General features: G+C 38.0%; 3 protein-coding genes. All 3 read right to left on the reverse strand.

What is annotated here, in order from left to right:
• Nucleotides 1-9: 9 nt before the first annotated feature.
• Genes ISU00_RS12080 through ISU00_RS12090 form a run of 3 tightly spaced genes read right to left on the reverse strand, consistent with a single transcriptional unit; the run spans nucleotide 10 to nucleotide 22404 of the window.
• Complete coding sequence (locus ISU00_RS12080) at nucleotides 10-4479, reverse strand: GAF domain-containing protein (RefSeq protein ID WP_228850919.1); 4470 nt, start codon at nucleotides 4477-4479, stop codon at nucleotides 10-12.
• Nucleotides 4480-4483: 4 nt separating this feature from the next.
• Nucleotides 4484-13159, reverse strand: coding sequence for a nuclear transport factor 2 family protein (locus tag ISU00_RS12085; protein WP_228850920.1), 8676 nt, complete (start codon nucleotides 13157-13159; stop codon nucleotides 4484-4486).
• On the reverse strand, nucleotides 13159-22404 hold the full coding sequence (locus ISU00_RS12090) for an ATP-binding protein (RefSeq protein WP_228850921.1): 9246 nt from the start codon (nucleotides 22402-22404) through the stop codon (nucleotides 13159-13161). The genes ISU00_RS12085 and ISU00_RS12090 overlap by 1 nt, the downstream gene beginning before the upstream one ends.
• Nucleotide 22405 lies beyond the last annotated feature (1 nt).

The raw sequence follows: 22405 nt of genomic DNA on the forward strand, positions 1-22405 counted from the left end.
TGGTGAATTTTAATTAATTAAGCTTATTTTAAATTTTGTAAAAGATTCTTTTCCTTGTTGAGACTCAACTTCCAACCCCCCTCCATGTGCCTTAATAATATCGTTGGTAATAGACAATCCTAATCCAGTTCCTTCCGTACCTTTTTTGGTGGTAAAGAAGGGCTGCATAATTTTTGCTTTTAATTGTTCAGGGATTCCTAAGCCGTTATCGGTAACTTCTAAAATAGTGTTTTTTCCTTTTATATAGGTCTTTACGGTTAATTTTGGATGATAACTTTCTTGGTTGTGCTTTGCTTTGTTTATTTTCTCGTGCATGGCATCAAAAGCATTATTGCATAAGTTTAATATTACCCTACTAAAATCTTCACTTATCAAGGAAATTGGCGATAGGCCATCCTCCAATTGTAAGTCTATAGATACATTGATTGGTTTTTTACCCGCTCGCATGCCATGGAACGCCAAGTTTACGTACTCCTTTACAAGATCATTCAAATTAATATTCTCTTGAACCCCATTACTGCCCCTGCTATGCTGAAGCATCGATTTTACTATGCTATCTGCTCTTGAGCCATGTTGATGGATTCTCTTTAAATTAGAGGTTATATCATCTAGAATACCTTCAATTTCCTTGGTGTGGTCGTCAGTTGGTAATAGTTTTAATTCTTCATAAATTTCATCTATAAGTTCTAGATTTAATTCGGAGAAATTGTTGACAAAATTTAGGGGATTTTTTATTTCATGGGCTATTCCAGCTGCTAACTGCCCTAAGCTTGCAAGTTTTTCTTGTTGTATCAATTGTTCTTGGGCGGATTCTAAATCATTTAGTGCCGCCTGTAATTTTTCGTAGGCCTCCGCATTTTGAATGGCCACACTTACATTAGCAGCAATAGTATTCAACAGTCTAAGGTCGTTTTCGGTAAATCTATTTTGTCGCTCTGTACTTTGAACGCTAATCACGCCAATAGCAATATCACCGATTATAATGGGAACGCCAAGGTATGATTGAACAGATTTCCCCTTTTTCTCGGCATCAATCTCCTCATAAGCCCTTTCCATATCTTCATTAATTAGAAGGGGTTTTTTGCTAAGGATGATTTTTTCCGTTATCCCATTTCCAAAGGGACGGGTTGAAGGATTGTCTCCATAATAATAAGGGAAATTCAGCATGTTGGTTTTAAGGTCATGAATGGCCAAATAAACAATGTCAGCCTTAAATGTTTCCAACATTTGTTCACCCACTAGTTTAATCAAAGTATCTAATTCTAGTTGTGAAACTAAGGCGCGGCTAATATTGTTAACCGTTTGCATTTCACTTGCGCGCTGCTCCGTTTCTGCCAATAATCGAGTAGTTTCATTAAATAAATGGGCATTTTCCAATGCCACCGTCATACTATTAGCAAGTGTAGATAATAAACGAATATCCGATTCACTAAAGGCATTCTCCTTGTCCAAGTTTTGAAGACTGATGTAGCCTTCAACCTTGTCCCCCAAAATGAGCGGTACAAACAACATGGATTTAGGAACTTTTGTACCAGGGATTAAATTAGCCGATTTTGAAGCATCCGTATTTATACAAATAACTTCCTTAGCTTCAATGAGATTTTTACGAATTTCATTGTAAGGTCGTGGTTCTGGATTGTGGAGGGAACCATTTTCATAAACAAAATTGAAAACTTCTATGCCTTCATCAGGTTTTAAAGAAGCTATTGCCACTGCTTGGGCATCGAATAAATCGCATAAGCGACTACCGACCAAATCATAAACACCTTGCAAATCCATTACCCCAACCAATCCTTCTTGTACAGAATTGATTACGGCCAATTCGGCATTTCGTTGTTCAGATTCATTAAATAATCGAGCATTTTCAAGAGCCACCGTCATACTAGTGGCTAAAGTGCCCAACAAGCGAATATCTGATTCTGAAAATGCATTTTCCTTATCCACATTTTGTAGGCTCACATATCCTCGGACTTCCTTACCAACAATCATTGGTACATACAAGGCAGATTTGGTGAATTTTGTGCCAGGGACCACCGTAGGGATTTCCCCGGTAATCTTGGTCCACATTTCATCAACATTCTCATTAAGATAGATTAGTTCTTTAGAATCAATAAGGCTTTGACGAAATTTGTCAATTGGCCGTGGGTCCATATTAAAACGTTCCCCATCTTCAAATATGTAATGGAATTCCTCTGTGTTATTTTTGTAATTGAATGTTGCCACTGCAGTAACCTGGGCATCAAAAAGCTGTCTTATCCGTTCACCCACCAAATCATAAATACCCTGCATATCCATTTCAGCCACCAGACCCTGTTGGACACTATTTATTACGGCTAATTCGGCGTTTCGTTGTTCAGTTTCATTAAAGAGTCGTGCATTCTCCAATGCAACACTCATACTATTTGCAAGGGTAGTTAATAGGCGCTCATCCGATTCTGAAAAGGCATTTTCCTTATCTAAATTTTGAAGGGACACATAACCCTTTACAGATTCTCCGATCAGCAAAGGAACATACAACACAGATTTGGCCATTTTGGTACCAGGGACCGCTTTAAATGGCTTGCCATTTAAATTCGACATTATTTCTGCCGCATTCTGATTGATAAGGAGTGGTTTTCGATCTTTAATAATCTTTCGACGTACATTATCATAAAGTCGAGGGGGAGGATATATACGTTCACCTTCCTCATGAATATATTGAAAATACTCTTTCTCCTCATCTAAGTTTAATGTGACTATACCCGTTACTTGGGCATTAAATACTTTTCGGATTCGATCGCCTACAAGGTCGTAGATACCTTGCATATCCATTTCCGCTACTAATCCTTGTTGAACGCTATTGATAACCCCTAACTCTGCATTTCTCTGTTCAGTTTCATTAAATAACCGTGCGTTTTCAAGTGCCACACTCATACTGTTTGCGAGGGTAGACAACAATCGCTCATCAGAGTCTGAAAAAGCATATTCCCGTTCTAGGTTTTGTAAGGTAACATAGCCTTTTACCTTGTCCCCAATTATTAATGGTACATAGATCATTGATTGAGGTAATTTGGTTCCAGGTGCCGCATTGCGTTTTTCCCCAAACCTCATTCTGGCCTCTGTTGCATTTTCCTTAATATGAATCAACTTTTGTGTCTCAATCAGATGTCTACGTAGGTTATCATATTTACGAGGTTCTAAATAAAACCTTTTACCATCCTCAAAAACGTAATTAAAAATTTCTATTTCTTTTTCGACGTCGAAGGTTCCTATTGCCGTCACCTGGGAATCAAATAAAATTCGGATTTTTTCACCTACTAAATCGTAGATTTCTTGGATATCCATTTCAGCTACTAAGCCTTGCTGGACACTATTTATTACAGCTAATTCGGCGTTACGTTGTTCAGTTTCATTAAAAAGGCGTGCATTTTCCAAGGCCACACTCATACTGTTGGCTAAGGTTTTTAAAAGTCGAACATCATCTTCGGAAAAGGCATTTTCTATTTCGTTATTCTGCAGGGTAACATATCCGTTAATGTTTGAACCAACCATTAAGGGAACATAAAGTGCTGACTTGGCCATCCGGGTTCCTGGGACAGGCTTGAAGGGTTGCCCGTTGATTTCGGACATTACTTCTGCTGCATTTTCATTAATTAATAAGGGCTCACAGCTATCTACTATTTTACGACGGACATTGTCATATTTTCTTGGAGAGGGATAAATTCGTTCGCCTTCTTCATTTGCGTATTGAAAATATTCTTTTTCTTTATCTAAATTTAGTGTTACAATTGCAGTAACTTCTGCATTAAATACCTCTCGTATACGTTCTCCGACTAAATCATATATTCCCTGCATGTCCATTTCCGCCACCAAACCTTGTTGCACGCTGTTTATAACCGATAACTCTACATTTCGTTGTTCAGTTTGGTTTAAGAGGTTGCCATTTTCAAATCCAAGACTAAGACTTGTTGCCAGAGTATTTAATAAGTTTATATCTGCTGAACTAAAAGCATTCTCCTTTTCTGTATTTTGTAGAGTTACATACCCCTGTACTGCATCATTTGAAAGGAGAGGTACATAGAGGATACACTTTGGGACCTCTGTACCTTCTACAGGTTGGGCTTTTTTGCCTGTAATGGTTATAATGGCCTCCTCAACATTCCTATCTAACCATAAGGTTTTCTTTGTTTTAATTAAATATGACCGTAATCCAGAAATCGGTCTAGGCTCGAAATTATATCTTTTGCCATTTTCAAAACCATATTTGAATACCTCTGTATTTTTGTCAAAATCAAACATGGAAATCCCAGCTACTTGTGCATCGAATAATTCTCTAATTTTTTCACCCACCATTTCGTAAATGGATTGCATATCCATTCTATTTTTAATGGCTTCTTGTACACTATTAATTAGAGATAACTCAGCCTCCCGCTGCTTAATTAGTTTTTGCAGTTCCTCAATTTGAGATATGTTTTCTATTTTTTCTGATGCCTGACTCATATTCTTATTGTTTAAGGCCTATGGTTGGTGAATTTTTTTTAGGTAATAAGATACAAAATGTAGTTCCTTTATTAGTCTCGCTGTCAATTCTTAATTCTCCTCCATGTGCTTTAATGATATCATGACTTATTGAAAGACCCAATCCGGTACCCGCTGTGCCTTTTTTGGTGGTAAAGAAGGGTTGTAGGATTTTATCCTTTATGGATTCTGGAATTCCTAACCCATTGTCTTCAATTTCCAAAACAACAGTTTCCTGTGTATCTCTAGTTCTTATCTTTAATAAAGGTTTAAATTCTGAATTCGAATTTAGAAATAGTTTTTCCTTCATAGCATCAAACCCATTATTACACACATTGATAATTACCCTCGAAAGATCTTCAGAAATCACCTTCAATTCCTTCACCTTGTCATCCAAGTCTAATTTGATGTCTACGCTAATGGGAGATTTACTAGCCCTCATGCCATGGTATGCTAAATTCACATATTCTGTAACTAAGTTGTTAAAATGGTGCATTTCCATCTTCCCTTCTGAGGATCTACTGTGTTGCAACATAGATTTAACTATTCCGTCAGCTCTAGTTCCGTGAATATGTATTTTTTTGAGGTTGTCCTTTACATCCTTCAAAATTTCAGTAATATCTTTTTTTACCTCAGGATCTTTTAGGCTTTCTATTTCTTCAAAAACTTCATCAATAAGTTCTTGGCTCACTTCCGAAAAATTATTGACGAAATTCAAAGGATTCTTTATTTCATGGGCAATACCTGCAGTTAATTGACCCAAACTTGCCAATTTTTCACTCTGTATTAATTGTTCTTGGGCTGCTTTTAAATTATCTAAGGTTTGGTCAACTTTCTTTTTGGCATCCTCTAGTTTAATAAAATCCTCATACCGTGCATAGGCAATAGAGAATGCATGGGCAATAGCTTCTATCAAGGCTAATTGTTCGTCATTTACCTTTTCGGCACTTCCTATATAAAGCATGCCTTGCTTAAAAGGAATCAATTGTAGGGCCAAGTGTTCAGGTGCCTCGTGCTTATCCATGTATTTTTTGGGTTCTTCAATAAGGCCCTGATCCATTAATGTTTGGGTAAAATTTAGAAAATCATTTTTAGTCCATTCTGTTTTATAAATCTGATTTTTTCTCCATGAATTAACCATTTCATTGAATAATTCAATTTGTTCAGACTTGGAGGTCCAGGCAGCCAAACTTTCACCTTTTGGATTTGAAAGGTATACCTCCACCTCATTATTATCGCCATTAATTATAAACACACCGCATCTAAAAAATGGTACACCTAAGGTGGTTAATTCACGCCATATGATGGGTATTATTTGTTGTAAGTCTTTTTGTGTCCGCATAGAGGCAATTTCACCCCGAATTCTATCTAAGGCGGCCTGTTTTATTGCCTCTTTTGCTTGTTTCTCTGCCTTTTGGAGATCTATAAAACGGGTGTAGGCTTGCTCAAAAACTTTAGCAAATCTCCTTATAATACTATTCTCTTCATTAGTATATGGCTGATTGTAATAATTGCCTACATAAAGGTTAATGCTATTAAGAATAAAGGTTGAACGTGCATATCCGGGACTTTTAAGACTATATTCTTTGTTTGCCTTTGATACTGATTGAAAATCTGAATGTTTAAAAACATGCTCTAACCAGATTCTGTTTTCTTCTGGCGTAAGTTTATCTGCAAAAAAGTCCAATCCTTTTTTCTGGGCTTCCCGAACACGATCTGGAGCAGGGTTATTGATATAAGGAACTTCAAAAAATATCGGTTTAGGCATACCTTTTGCCGCAATCCAAAACTTTAATTCTTTATCTTGAATGTTGGTGCCAAAACTTACATTGTTCAATGGAATATTCAAGTGCACTAATTGCTCAAATATTATTTGAATGACATCCAGTAAGCCATCGCTGCTATGCATGGCCATGGTTTTAGCTCTAACCCGTTCCAAGGCTGCTTCTATTTGCGCTTCCCTTGCTTGTTCTTCTGCACGTTTGAGGTCTAGAAACCTGGTATATGTTTGTTCAAAAACCGCGGCAAATCGTTCTAATAATTTTAAGGATTCTTCATCTTGTTCAGTTGGGTTGGACATTATTATAAGCCCTTCAGAAAAGAAGGCCGCTGAATGTATCCTTCTTGTTGGTTTCGATTCTGAACTAAAAGGCACCCCTATGTCTTTTGTTAAATATTTAAGCCATTTATTTAAGTCTTTGCCAGTAAGGTCAATTTCAATAGTTTTCTCTTTATTTTTCCAAGCCTTATAAACCTTATTAACTGTTGTTGGCTCATGGATAGAAGCAATAAATAGCTTTTGTATTTGTTTGCCCCCTTGTTCCGTAGACCAAAATTCTATTAAATCCTCACTTTCTTTTATTATCCCGATATTCATTCGTTCAGGACGATGGCCAAGTTCCTTGAATTGCTGAAATAATACAGCAGCTGTTTCGGCAAGTTCTTCACTGTGTTGCATAGCCATGGTTCTTGCTCTAACCCGTTCTAATGCTGCTTCAATTTGGGCCTCTTTTGCGCGTTTTTCAGCTCTATCAAGATCTTCAAATCGTTTGTAAGCCAAATCGAAGGCCGCACCCATTTTAGTGAGTATAGATTCCATTTCATCCGATGGTGGATCCATTAAATCAATTGCCAATTTTCCATTATTCAGCCTCTTAACAGCGTGATATAGTTGCTTTAATTGTGTATTTTCTATGTATTCTTCAATCTCAGATGCAATTTTATCTTGGTTGTTTTCTTTTAACCATTCAACGATGCGTATAAAATCTTTTTCATCCTGTTTATCTATAAAATAATCTTTAGGATTATCCCATACTCGTTTTACATACAAATGAGGGTCTTTCTTTTTTAGTTTGAAGGAAATGTCAAACGGAATTTGATAACCGTTATCATCTTTCTCTAGGGTTGACAAGTCCCACATCCTCACCTTATCCTTGCCTTCATTTAGAAAAATTGTGGCTGCCACCACGTTTGGGATTTCGAGACCCATCACTTCATCCTTAAGCTTGGCAACGACTTCCATGATTTCTTCAGATTTGTTCATGGCCAGCGCCTTAGCACGAACTCGCTCAACCGCTAGATCAATTCGTGCCTCCCTTGCTTGTTTTTCTGATTTTTGAAGGTCAAGAAAGCGTTGGTAGGACATACCGAAGGCTTTATTGAATCTTATAATTACCTGTCGGGTTTCTTCAGGGAGAGACTTATCTGAAAACGCATAAATTCCTCCAGAATTAAAGAAGGTTGCAAAATAAAACTGTTCTTTTTCTGAACTTTTATTTTTTGGAAGGTTAAAATCAGCGGCATTTACAATCTTTTGATAATTTGAATATTCCTCTGCAGATAATCTAAATTCAAAATCTTCCTTATTTAACCAAGACTTATACGCCCCTTCCAATAAGGGATGAATATTTAAGGGTTCTTTTCCCGATATAGAAACTTCTAATCCGTTATTGGTATGCATTGTAGACCAAACATCTGCTGTCATGGATTCCTCATCGATAATGCCAATACCACAACGGTTAATGTTTTGGTCTAATCGATCTAACTCCTTAAATAACACAGAGGCCACAGATTCTAGATCATTACTTTGTTGCATGGCCATTGAACTTGCCCTGACTCTTTCAAGACCTAATTGAATATCTGCCTCCCGTGCTTGTTCCTCCGATTTTTGAAGATCGAGGAATCGAGTATAGCTTTGTTCAAAAACTTTTGCAAAGCGTTTAAATGTATCATGAGATTCTGGAACTGGGTCATAGGTTATAAAAATGATATAACCGTACTTAAAAAACGCCACATGATCAATTTGTGAGGTAGGGAAGGGGATACCATTTGCCTTCATTTCCAACAATTGATCTCCAACTCCCGGTAAGGAGCAAAGGTATTCATAGTGAGCCGGGCATTTATCTTCTCCAATTTCGTTTATCAATAAGGTTTCTCCTCTTTTACCTGCTTCAAAATATTTTAGGAAAACACCTTCTCTTGGAGTTCGGTACCTTGGAAAAACTCCCTCACCATTGCTGCCCCATTCTAAGGAACCCTCAATAGGATCATCGTAAATGTTGAAGGCGCAGAACCAAGAAGAAATCCCCAATTTTTGGACCTGATTAACTAATTCCAATGATAGATCGGATAATTCCTCACTTTTGTGCATGGCCATCGCTTTGGATCTAACCCTTTCAAGGGCAGCTTCAATTTGGGCCTCACGTGTTTGTTCCTCTGATTTTTGAAGATCAAGGAAACGGATATAGGCTTGTTCAAATACTTTACCAAACCTCTTTAAAATTGTATTGTATTCATCTGAAAATGGCTCCGCAGTATAGCGGACTATTTGCATACCTGAATTTTTCATGAAGGTTAAAGAAGTTGTAAAAGCGGAACAGTTTAACATCTTTTCCTCAAGGTCAGCATTAAATTCGTTATTGGCCATAAGATGTTTAAAATAGGCCTTCATGGATTTTCCCGAATAGGTATTGGTAAATAGTTCTGGTCGCTCCTTTATAATTTTATTATAATCCCGCTGAACTTTAGTTTTGTTGTTATAGGAAATACGCAAAGGTTTTTCTGTTTTTGAACCACCAACCCAAACGTCATAATCAGATTCATTAGCAATGACACCACTCATTGCTAAGCCGTCAATTTCAAGACCTAATTGTAATAGTTGCTCCAACACTTCATTGGCTACTAGCTGCATTTCAGATGTACTATGCATTGCCAAAGATCTACTTCTTACCCTTTCTAATGATGCCTCAATTTGGGCCTCGCGTGCTTGAGCCTCTGCCTTTTGAATATCTAGAAATCGTTGGTACACCTGCCCAAATTCATTGGCAAATTTTAATAGGATTTGTTTGTGTTCTTCGGTTGGTGGTTGGAGGTGATTATAACCGATATATCCGAACTTACAATATCCATGGACAGCATATCCACCATTTGGAATATCCGCTAGGGTCAGTCGCTCATTTTCGGGCATGGCGGAAAAGGTTTCATCTAATAGTTCAAAAACCTCTTCTAATATTTCAGGTTGATAAAAAATAACTTCAATGGAATCTTGTTTGTCATTCTGCCATTTTTTGGACAGCTCCCTCCAATAATCCAAGGAATCCATATCAACTACTTGTTGAGTTTGCATTCTACTGCCAGACGTACCGGTGGCACGATAAGTAAAGGTGTTTTGTTCGATATCAAATAGGCTAAGAAATGCGTTCAAAGGCTTAATACCTAAAACATCAAATTGTTTAAAAAGTAGGCTTAGAACGTCATGTAACTCATCCGAATTTTGCATGGCCATGGACCTTGCCCTAACGCGCTCTAGAGATAATTGTATTTGTGATTCTCTAGCTTGTTCTTCTGCTTTTTGAAGGTCGAAAAAGCGTTTAAATGTTAAGTCAACAACAGAAGCAAAACGCTTTAAAATATTTTTCTCTTGATCTGAAAATTCTTGTTCAGACCAACCATAAAACAAACCATGGGTGAAACAAATAAAATATCCATATTGTTCATAATCTTGCTCCTGTTCCGGGGGTAATTCGAAATTAGATTTTATCTGTTTGTAATAAGATTTTAAATCTTCGCCTTTAAGGATAGGGAAATAATCTTCGTTTACTAACCATTTTTCATACATCTCATCCAAGACACGGTGGTTTTCCAACATAGCCCATCCAACCAACGGGAGATTATCTCCCTGTTCAGAGGCTGCTGCAGAATATAATGCGACCTTTCTAGAATCCCTAGTAAGCAAACCAACCCCACTTCTTATGGTGTTTATCCCAAGCCGTTTTAATTCGCTGAAAATCACGCTAGCTGCAGGAGAAAGATCCGCACTGCTATGCATGGCCATTGCTTTTGCACGTACTTTTTCCAAGGAAGCTTCTATCTGGGCTTCTCTTGTTTGTTCTTCTGCTTTTAGCAATTCCAAAAAGCGTTGATAGGTGCGGCCAAATTCTTTTGCGAACCGAACAATTATAGATTTTTCTTCATCGGTGGCCCTCCGTACATGATTAAACCCGATGTAACCGAATTTAAAATGACCTTGGGTAGTGTATAATCCCTCAGGGAAATCTTCTGGATAAATTTTATGCCCTTCAGGTAACGCATCCATTACCTCCCGAAGAAGTTCCCATAACAACGGCAATTGATCAGGACTATAATCAATGCAATCAACAGCATTAGGTTCACTATTTTTCCAATTTTGAAACGAATTTTGCCAAGCGTCTATAGCATTTATATCGATTTTTTGCTCTGCAACAATGCGGTTTTCAGCGGTGGTTGTAATCCTTAGACTAAAAGTTTCATTCTCCTCATCCATTAGTGTTAAATGGGTTAGAATAGGATTAATTCCTAATACATCAAACTGGTCAAAAAGGACACATAAAACATCTGTTAGCTCATCTGTATTATGCATAGCCATTGCCCGCGCCCGCACCCTCTCTAAGGAGGCTTCAATTTTAGCTTCTCGAGCCTGAGCTTCTGCTTTTTTTATATCTAAGTACCTTTGGTATAAACGACCGAATTCTTTTGCAAACCTGGCGATGATATCCTTTTCTTCGTCGGTAGCCGGTCTGTAATGATTAAAACCGATATAACCAAATTTGTGGTAACCTTGGGTGCTATATAATCCATTTGGAAAATCATCCTGATTAAAACCATCTCCTTTGGGAAAAGAATTAATGGTTTCAGAGAATAATTCCCAAATTTGGGGTAATACAGATTTAGGAAAATGTAAATCGGTAACACTGTTAGGTTTAGCAGATTTAAATTCTTCAGCGGCATGTTGCCATTCTGGTCTTGCATCTAAAGAAACTATTTGTTCGGCCATATGACGCTTTCCTTGAGGACCAGTAATTCGGTAGGTAAAGGAGTTTTTCTCAAGATCTACAAGAGTTAAGTGGGCCCAGGCAGGATTTATACCTAAAATATCAAATTGTTCAAATAAAACACCTAATACCTGATGAAGCTCTTCTGTTTGGTGCATGGCCATGGCACTAGCCCTAATGCGCTCCAAGGCGGCTTCAATTTGTGCTTCTTTTGCTTGTTTTTCAGCCTTTTGTAGATCTAGAAAACGAATGTATGCTTGTTCAAAAACCCTGACAAATCGTATAAGAATATCTTTTTCTTCCTCATTGGGTAATTTTCCTTCTAGATTAGGAATCATTATTGCCGAATTTTCCGCCCATGCAAATGCAATGGCATGACTTTCACTTTCTAGAAGTAATTTTTTATAATCTTCGGGTAATTGTCTGTAATCCGAAACTTCGAAAGCTTTTCGGAACCATGCATTTTTAACTTCAAAAGAAAAGTTTTTGGCAAAATAGGTGTCTCCACGCAGTTTTGACTCCCATGCTTCTTCAAAAAGAGTATCCTCAAAGTATGGCAGAAAAAAAGGTATCGATGGGTGGGTTGGGTCATCGGAGGCCGTCCAATGGATGACGTCTTTAGAATTTTCAAAATAAGTGCAAATTACGGCACCCCCTACATCTAAAACTACTCCCATTCTTTGTAATTCTTCGGCTACTGTGCGCACTACATCTTGAAGTTCATCTGTTTTGTGCATGGCCATAGATTTAGCCCTAACCCTTTCCAATGACGCTTCTATCTGTGCTTCTCTTGCTTGTTTTTCAGCTTTTTGGAGATCGAGGAACCGTGTATAGGCTTGGTCAAAGACTTTGGCAAAGCGTTCTAATAATTCAATGTCGTTATATGGGTCGAGTGTAATAATAAGGAGATAACCATTAGAGAACCTAGCCATATTCCATTGTTGCCATTCAGGAAATTGCAGGCCTGAATCTAAAATTGTCTGGAAAAAGGGTTTGGTCTCTGGCAAGGATAGCATATAATCATAATGCTTTTTTAAAGTTTTCCCGCCAGCCGATTGTATTAGGGAAGATGTGCCATTTTTCCAAGCTTTATAATTCTTTTTATGCACTAAATCTTCGGTGTGAGGAATTTCAACAGGTAGTAATATACCTTTCTCATTGGCAAATAAGAATTTGTCTGTATCAGAATTATCCTCACACAAACCAATACCAGTTCCCCAAATTTTTCCCCCAAGTTTTGTCACTTGCTGGAGTAATACATTAGCTACCTCTAAAAGTTCTTTACTTTCTTGCATAGCCATAGTACGGCTTCTAACTTTTTCAAGTGAGGTTTCAATTTCTAAGGCTCTATTTTTCTCTTCTAACTCAATGGTCCGTCTTTTAACAGCTTCCTTTAACTCAAGATTTTCTTGGTTTATTTTATCGTAACCAATGGTTTCACCTTCATCCGTTTTTGCATCTGGTGTTGAATAATGCTGGTATACAAAACGCCAACCTTCTTCAGTCTCTTTTAAGGCATTTGAACATCTAAATCGACCGTAGTAGTTCCATTCATTTTCATTTAAAAACCAAGCATCGAAAAAGTGGGTGATAAAAATTAGGTCACCAATGCTTTCAACTATTTTGGTTTCATTTCTCAACTCTGTTTTGCCTGATAATTGATCCGCCGTAACCCTGAAAAAATCTGTAGCCTCTTTTCGGCCTAAAAACTCCTCATTATTGGTTGAACCTATAAAATGAAAGCTATCGTCGAAATAGGAATTATAGGTTTCAACATCTCCATTGATGTAGCTATGCAACCATAAGGAATGCACTTCTAAAACTTCTTTTTCTATGGATGGAGTTACTTTCATTAATTTTCTTCTGTGGGCAACTTAACTGTAAATGTTGTTCCTTTTCCTACTTCGGAGGTGACTTCAATTTCTCCCCCATGAGCTTTAATTATATCATAACTAAGGCTTAAGCCTAAACCAGTTCCTTGTCCTGTGGGCTTGGTTGTGAAAAAAGGTTGAAAAATCTTTTCAATTATATTATTAGAAATGCCTTCCCCATTATCCGCCACCACTATTTCAACAAAGTCCCCAATTTTGGATGTACCAACATAAACTTGAGGTTTAAATTCTTCTATAATGCTAGTTGCATTCCCATTTGCCTTTAATTTCTCGGATTTGAGATGGGTCGCTTTTTTGCTACATGCATAAAACGCATTATTCATAAGATTCAATAATACCCGACCGATATCTTGTGAAATGACTTTTATTTTTGGTACATCAGCTTCAAAATTAGTTTTAATGTCAGCATTGAATGTTTTGTCTTTTGCCCTTAGTCCATGGTACGAAAGTCTAAGATATTCATCACATAAGCTATTAAGGTCAGTCGGTGTTTTTTCGCCAGTACTTGTTCGGCTATGTTCTAACATTCCCTTTACAATGGAATCTGCACGCTTGCCATGGTGATTGATTTTTTCCAAATTCTCGCTAATATCCTGTAGTAAGGCCTCAACTTCTTCCATTTCACCTTTTTGCAGTTCTTCCTTAATTTCTGCAATCATTTCTGAACTCACTTCAGAAAAGTTGTTGACGAAGTTCAAAGGGTTTTGGATTTCATGCGCAATTCCTGCGGTTAGTTCACCGAGTGATGCCATTTTTTCAGATTGCACCAATTGCTTTTGGGTGTCTTTTAGGTCTTTTAGTGCCTTTTCGATATTGGCTTTGGCTCTTTCAAGTTTGTTGAAGTCTTCGTAGCGCGCATAGGCTATGGAAAAGGATTCCGCTAAGTTTCTTACCAACCCAATATTTTCATCACTTAAGGGTTCTAAATTTCCCACATAAAGCATGCCTTGGGAAAATGGGACAAAATTTAAATACAAGGATTCAGGAGCGGTATCACCACCTTGGTATTTAGTGGTAGTTTCAATTTTACCTAAATCTTGTAGACCTTGAGTCCAGTTAATAAAATCTTGTTTGTTCCAATATTCCTTATAAACTTCATGAGTTCTCCAAGATTCAACCACATTCTTAGTTATATTATTTGTGGAGAAGTCTAAATTCATTAACCCCAATGAATTTCCATGAGGATCGGAAAGGTGTAACTGAATGTTATCCTCAATGTCGTCAATGATAAACACCCCACACCTAAAGAAAGGAACTCCCAAGTTGGTAAGTTCGTCCCAAATTATAGGGGTAATGCGCTCTAAGTCCTCGGTGGATCTCATGCTGGCAATTTCTCCACGTACCCGATCTAAAGATGCTTGCTTTCGCGCCTCTTTTTCACGTTTTTCAGATTCAATAAGTTCACGATAACGTTGATAGGTTAGCCCAAAAACTTTGGCGAAACGTTCAAAAATAACCCTGGCAATTTCTGGTAATTGATCTTTTGTAAATGTAAAAAAGCTACCTTCCTTAAAATTGAACCAGGTACAGTAATGGGTTTCTTCCACATCTTTCGAATCGGGCAAACTGTATTGCGCTTCCCGGCTTAAGGCTTCATAATAGGCTTTCCCGTCCTTTCCTTCCAATTTATATTCCCCTGGAGGACTTTGTTTTTTCCATCCTTCAAAAACTTCTAGTAAGAGTGGATGGATGGTCATATCTATCTGGCCTGTAACCTTTATTTTTTGTGAATTATTATCAATTGAAGTGGTCCAAGCATCCATTATTTTGTTTTCATGGACAATGACGATTCCACATCGTATGGTCTCTATTTTCAGCTTTTCAACTTCATCAAACAGTACTGTAGTAGCCTCAGAAATATCTTCACTGTTCCTCATTGCCATTGCTTTGGAACGCACCCTTTCTAGAGCAGCCTCTATTTGTGCTTCTCTTGCTTGTTCTTCCGCACGTTTAAGGTCTAAGAATCGAGTGTAGGTTTGTTGAAATACCTTTCCGAAACGCATTAGAATTTCATTTTCGGCATCGGTATAGGGTATTCCATCAAAATTTTCGATGTAAAGTCCCACATTGTCTAACAATACAGTTGAAATTGCCAAAGCAGGTTTACTTAGGTAAATGTTTAAGAGATCATTTGGTGGATCAGGAAGCAAATTGAAAAGGTCGTTATAAAATTTATTTTTCTCCTCATGCTGCAAGAGGTTTGCGAAAAAGTGTTCTCCATTTTTTTTTGCATTTATAAAACTATTCCAGTGTGCGCAATCAAAATAAGGGAGGAAGATTTCAGATTTGAATTTGTTTCTATCCGCCAACCAAATATGCATGTCTTCATTTGTCTTGTAATCTAAAATAAAACCAGAATGATCCAAATTGATATTTAGTTGGACAAACTGGTCAAAGACTAATTGAATTACTTCTTCCAATTCATCACTTTGCTGCATGCCCATAGTTCTAGATCTTACACGTTCAAGGGCTGCCTCAATCTGTGCTTCGCGTGCTTGGGCCTCTGCTTTTTGTAAATCGAGGAAACGTCGAAACGTATTTTCAAATACCTTAGTGAACCGCGAGAGAATTTTTTCTGATTCTTTACTGAATTCTTCCTCAGCAAGAAGGTGCAGATAACCCTCAGAAAAATTACCGAAATAAAAAACCGTAGGGTCAGGTAAATCCAACAACATATTCTTTGCACTTTCTTCAGGATTTTTTTGCCCGGTGGCAAAGGCATTATGAATTTTCAATTTTTCACCTCCCACTTTTTGGTGAAATATTGCGACTTTTTTCTTCCACATAGCATAGCGTTCATCCATGATTTCGTCACCAACCAAAGGCATTTGATGAGCCTCTCTTATTGCCCCATCAGTATGGGTCATCCAAGCATTCTGAACCTTATTGTGCTCATCGATAAGTACGTAACCACAGTTTAAAAATTTTCCAATATCCAGACTTCGCAATTCTTTATAAAGAAGGCTGGCCGCATCTCTTAACTCCTCGCTTTTGCGCATGGCCATAGACCTAGACCTAACACGTTCAAGAGCAGCTTCTATTTGGGCTTCTCGGGCTTGTGCTTCTGCCTTTTTAAGATCAAGAAAACGCGCATAAGTTTGTTCAAATACTATTGTGAATCTTGCCAGTATTTCCTCTTCTTCCTGCTTTAATAAAGATCCAGTAACCAAATGCAAATATCCATGGGAAAAGTTAAAGCAATAAAAAATCGTAGGATCAGGAAATTCATTACGCACCATTTCTTCAGCTTCCTTGGAATTGAAAGTAGTTATCGCATATTCCAGATGTTTAATACGGACTTCTCCAGCCACGCTTTGATGGAAAATTTTTTGCTGTCTTTTCCAGGCCGCATAGCGGTCATCAAAAGTATCATCTCCCTTTAATGGCAGATAAAACAGTCCTAAGGAGTCCCCGCCAGGATGAGTAACGTAGGTTAATTGTCGTTCAGTTTTTTCATTGACTTCCACATAACCACAAGTTGTGAAATTGGTTACTCCCAACGACATTAATTCTTTATATAAAAGCACAACCACGTCTTTTAATTCTTCTCCTTTTTGCATGGCCATGGTTCGGCTTCGTACTTTTTCAAGAGCCACTTCAATTTGTGATTCCCTCGCTTGGGCTTCAGCTTTTTGTACGTCTAGATAACGTGTGTACGATTGCTGGAATACACGTCCAAAGCGCTGAATTATATCGATGCTCACTTGAGATAATGTTTCTAAACTTCCCGACATCATCAGCCCATAATCACTAATGACACTAACTGTATAGAGAGTACCTTCCGATCTCATGCCTTTTCTAACCTCTTCTGGTAGTCGGGACAGTTCAGTATGTTCAAACAAATGATCTTCCCAGTGTTTTTTAACATCTCCCGATAAGGTAAACAAATGAATTGGCGTTCTTTTCTTCCAAGCCTCAAGATAATTGAGGAAAACGGGATTATCATTATAATCTATGCGGTAACTTTCTGCAGTATTTTCTACCTCTGGGTTTGCAGACCACCAGGTCGTGTATTTTTCTTCATGATTAAAGGTCCAGATTAGAACTCTATTTAAGGCCAGATCAAGCTCTCTTAGTTCGGTGAAAATCTTTCCAGCAATATCTGAAATCTCCTCAGATTTTTGCATCGCTATTGATCTACTCCGAACTCTTTCTAGTGCAGCTTCAATCTGTGCTTCACGAGCTTGTTGTTCTGCCTTTTTAAGATCTAGGAAACGTGTATAGGTTTGTTCGAAGACTTTGGCAAAACGTTTAACGATGTCTTTCTCTTCCAGACTAAATTCCCCACTTGTATAACGCATAAGTAAAAGACCGGAATTGGATAAAAATGAACCAATCCATTCAATAGCCTCTACATTTTTTGTGACCGCCTTCCTATTTTTAGGTACCGATTTTAGCTTGAAATATTCAGTGAAGAATTCTTTGGTTTCTTCTTTTGAATAGGTTGATTCAAACATTTCTCCGGTTTCAATGGATGTATGAACGTCACTGAAAATACGTATGTCTTTATATGGCCAGTGAACAATATTATCATACAATCCATCAGCTGTACTTAACCATAGATGTAAATCCTTAGATGTATCCTGAATTAAATGAATTCCAACCACATCAAAATTGACCTGTAAACTCTGAAACTCACCGTATAAAGTTTTGACAACACTTAACAATTCATCACTTTTTTGCATGCCCATGGATCTAGACCTAACGCGCTCTAAGGCAGCTTCAATCTGTGCTTCTCGGGTTTGGGCTTCCGCTTCTTTGAGATCCATATACCGGCGATAGGTGAGAGAGATAACCGATGTAAAACGACGGAATATTTTTAATTCTTCATCACTTAATTGTTTTTCTGTCCAAGCAAAGACTAGCCCTTCTTTAAAATAGAAATAGCTACCATATTGAATAATGTCTTCAGGGTAATCGGGGAAGTTAACTTGGGGATTCATTACCTTATAATAATCGGTCAAATTGGTGCCTTTAAGTTCCGGATGATATTCCTTCTGCATTTTCCAATGTTGAAAAATTCGTTCCAAAACTGGGTGCCCTGCCAATTTGAGTTTGCCAATTACCTCATATGAATCTCCTTGATTGGATGAGGTTGTAGCCGAAAGGTTTGACGTTTGATTTTGCTCATCAATTTCTCCAACCCCACAACGGATAGGAACAATGCCTAGAACTTTTAATTCCTTAAAAAATAGGTCAACAGTTTCCGAAATATCTTTTGAACTATGCATGGCCATAGCTTTTGAACGAACGCGTTCAAGAGATGCTTCTATTTGGGCCTCTCTTGCTTGAGCTTCGGCCTTTTTCAAGTCTAAAAAACGGGTATAGGTTTGTTCAAATACTTTTCCAAAGCGTTTGAATATATCATGCATTTCCGGGACATGCTCATAAGTGATGAAAATAAGATTGCCATGGGAAAAATTAACAATATGATCAATTTGAAACGTTGGAAACTCTTCACCTGCATCTATACGGCTTTGTAGATATTCACCTACAACCGGAAGCGTTAGCATATAGCGATAATGATCTTCTTGTACTTCCCCGGATTTCTCATAAATATAGAGTTCATCACCGCGTTTTCGTGATTCGTTGAATTGTCTGAAAATGGGATGCTCTAATAGGGGGATCTTGGATGGTTGAAGTATCTCGCCGTCTGCACCGCCAGGATACCAAGTAAATTCTGTATCATCTATTTCAAATATGCAAAATCCACAGGTCCATTGAGGTATGCCCAATCCTTTTACCTGTTGGAAAAGAATTGTGGCTGCTTCGGCCAATTCTTCACTTTTGTGCATGGCCAAAGATCTTGCACGCACCCGCTCTAAAGCCAATTGAATTTCAGATTCTCTGGCCTGAGCTTCTGCCTTCTTTAAATCTAGAAAACGGATATAAGTTTGCTCGAATACCACCGCAAAACGTTGAAGAATTGAAAATTGTTCTGGGGTTAGTGGTTCGAATTTTGAAACGACTAAGGAGCCGTGAGAAAATAAAGCATAATGATCGTAATATTCATCAAAGGTCTGTAATAAATGATCCCCTTCCTCTTTTTGAACAATGTCATTTTTTACCGCCCATTCAACTAATTCGGTAAGTTCCTCACCTTTATATTTAAGAACAAAGGTGTTTCGTTTTCTTTCTGATTTAGGAATGCTGGTATAAAATCGATAGTATTCTCCAAATTTTGCAATGTCATTCACGTCAATTTCGAAGTAGACATCTTCATCAGCTGCACCAAAATTAGTAGACCACATAACAACCACCTCACTACCATCCTCAATCTCTTGTATTTGGGCCTTAGCGTATTCATCTAATAGACCTAAATTAATAAGTTGATCATGAAGAGTCTGAGTTGCTATTTTGATTTCAGAACTTTGATGCATTGCCATCCCTTGGGCCCTAACACGTTCCAAAGCAGCTTCTATTTGGGCCTCTCTAGCTTGAGCTTCGGCCTTTTTAAGGTCCAGGAAACGGGTATAGGTTTGGTTAAAGACTTTGGCAAATCGCTTAAATATATCGTGGGCTTCAGGGACAGGTTCATAGGTTATAAAGAGTAAAAATCCTTGGGAGAATCTAGCCAAATGATTTATTTGTGCCTTAGGCAGCTCTAGACCTGCGTTTTTAAATTGTTCAAAGGTGTTTTTCAATTCTGGTAAGGCGGTCATATACCGATAGTGTTCTACCAAATCTTCTCCATCCTGACCATATACAAAATAATCTTCCCCATTAACTATGGCTTGATGCCACGGTTGAAGGCTTATATGTTCTGTAAGTGGTAATTTGAAAGGTTCCTGCAACTCGCCCTCACTACTCATTATACAGGTACTATAAGTTTTGTCTTCTGATAAAATGTTGTAACCGCAACTCCAAGCTGGAATCCCCAACGCCTGAATTTCAGTAAATAAAAGATTTGCCGCCTCAGGTAGTTCATCACTATGCTGCATTGCCATGGTGCGGCTCCTTACTTTTTCTAAGGCTAATTCTATTTCTACATTGCGGGCCTGTTTTTCCTTACGTTTTAAATCAAGAAAGCGTTTATGGGCAAAATCAAAAGCTTTTGCAAATCGCACCAATAGATCTCTTGCTTCTATAGGCGGATTATCCACTTTTCCAGGAAGGCTATAGCCAATTTCGCCGTGAGTGGTACGGGCCATTATAAAGGTTAAACCACCAATATGTCTTATATCATCTAAGGTTGGTGCTTGGGGATCTACTTTTTTAAAATCCCCTAATGTGATCATCTTATCTACATAATCTATGGCGGCATCTACATCCATTGCATAGACAACTATTGGGTCATTACCTTTTTCCCAATTAGCTAAAAGTGGAATCTCTCCATGGATATGTCTAGGGAGTTCCATCACCATTCCTATTTGACTTCCATCTCCCGATGTCATGGCCTTTTCATAGGTTTCAGGTAGCCAAAGCATATGCCAGAAATAATGTGCTTCATGCTCTAGGGCAATAAATTCTTGGCGCATTGAAACCACGATGTCCAACAAATCGGAAGATTGATTCATTCCGAGGGCTTTGCTTCTAACTCGTTCTAAAGCAGCTTCAATATGTGCCTCCCTTGCTTGTGCTTCTGCTTTTTTTAGATCTTGGAATCGGGTATACGCTTGTTCGAAAACCTTGGTGAATCGACCAAAAATTGAGTCCTCTGGAAAGTTTTCTGTAGTGGCTATTATTGTATAGCCATATTTAAAAGGTATGACATGATTTTTTTGAAAGTCCGGTAATTTGGTTTCCGATTCTTTCATTTTTTCAATGGCCAAATTTAAATAGGTAATCTCGGCCATTTTAGTATAATGGTGGGTTAGTTGTTCTCCCGATAGCTCAATAGTACATGGTTGTTGCTTTAACCATGAATGATACATCTTACGGTGTACATCATCAAGGTCTATTGGGACCTTAACCATAGGGAGTAAGCCATCTTCCACATGCATCCAATGTTCAGCATAGTCATTTTCTTTAGTGCATAAACCAAACCCACATCCTAAAAGTGGAACTCCAAGTTTCTTGAGCTCCCTATAAAGTTCAGCCGAAACTTCAGTTAATTCTTTACTTTCATGCATCGCCATTGACCTACCCCTAACCCGTTCTAAAGCAGCTTCAATCTGTGCCTGCCTTGCTTGTGCTTCAGCTTTTTGCAAGTCAAGAAATCTTGTGTAAGATTGTTCGAATACCTTTCCGAACCGCTTGAGGATTGCGTTATCTTCCTCCGAAAATTCCCGTCCATGGTGGTTGACGATAAAAATGCTTGTATGTTCAGAAACTGTACAAGAACGTGTATATCCACCCTCTCTAGACATCACTTCTTCTTTTAACTCTTTGGGGGATTCAGAGTAGGGGGGATTTTGAAAAAGACGATCGAAAAATTCCTGCTTTTCTTCTGGAGTAAAAGATTCAGTAAAGAATCCAGGACCTTTGCCAATTCCCTTTATCATTTCCGTATAAATTGGAATATCCATATGTGGGATATGCACCCTATCGACATAATCTGTTGTGCCTCCAGCTCCCCAGCAACAGATATCATGTGTTATTTCATCATTAATTGCAATAAAGGCACCACCCGTAATATCTAAATTTAAACTTGTTAGTTGTTGGTATACCGTATTGATGACCTCTTGTAATTCGGAAGTTTGATGCATGGCCATGGTTCTACTTCGAACCCGTTCTAGTGCAGCCTCTATTTCTAACTCTCTATTTTTTTGGGTGAGATCGGATGTTTTTTGATCCACAAGCTGTTGGAGCTTTTCCATTTTTTGCTTGAACTCCTCTTGATGCCACGTATCATTCTCAGTTTCAACAGCCATCGATCCATGGAAGTGTTTAATCTTCCATTTTCCTTCTTCAACAACCAAAATACTGCTTAATCGCAATGGTATTTCTTGAGTGTTACCGTTACTTGTTATACGCACGGTAAATTCATCTATAAACGTTGCATGGTTGTTTTCTTCACTAAAGTCTCGGAACACGGGTCGACAAATAAATTCTGTGACCATACCTTCGGCTTGTTCCACCTGAAGTTTAACCATTTTGAGTACCCCCAGATAGTCTGAAAATTTTTCATCAATGGTGGTACCATAACCCGCAAAATTTTTGGATATAAGATGCTTCAAATCCTCTGGGTTATCACCATTGGTCATGATATCTATGAACTGGTCATAAGTTTCTCTAAGCCGTTTCTTTTTTTCTTCAGGTTTCATA

The sequence above is a fragment of the Aegicerativicinus sediminis genome (genome assembly GCF_015476115.1).
In the GTDB taxonomy this organism is placed as follows: domain Bacteria; phylum Bacteroidota; class Bacteroidia; order Flavobacteriales; family Flavobacteriaceae; genus Aegicerativicinus; species Aegicerativicinus sediminis.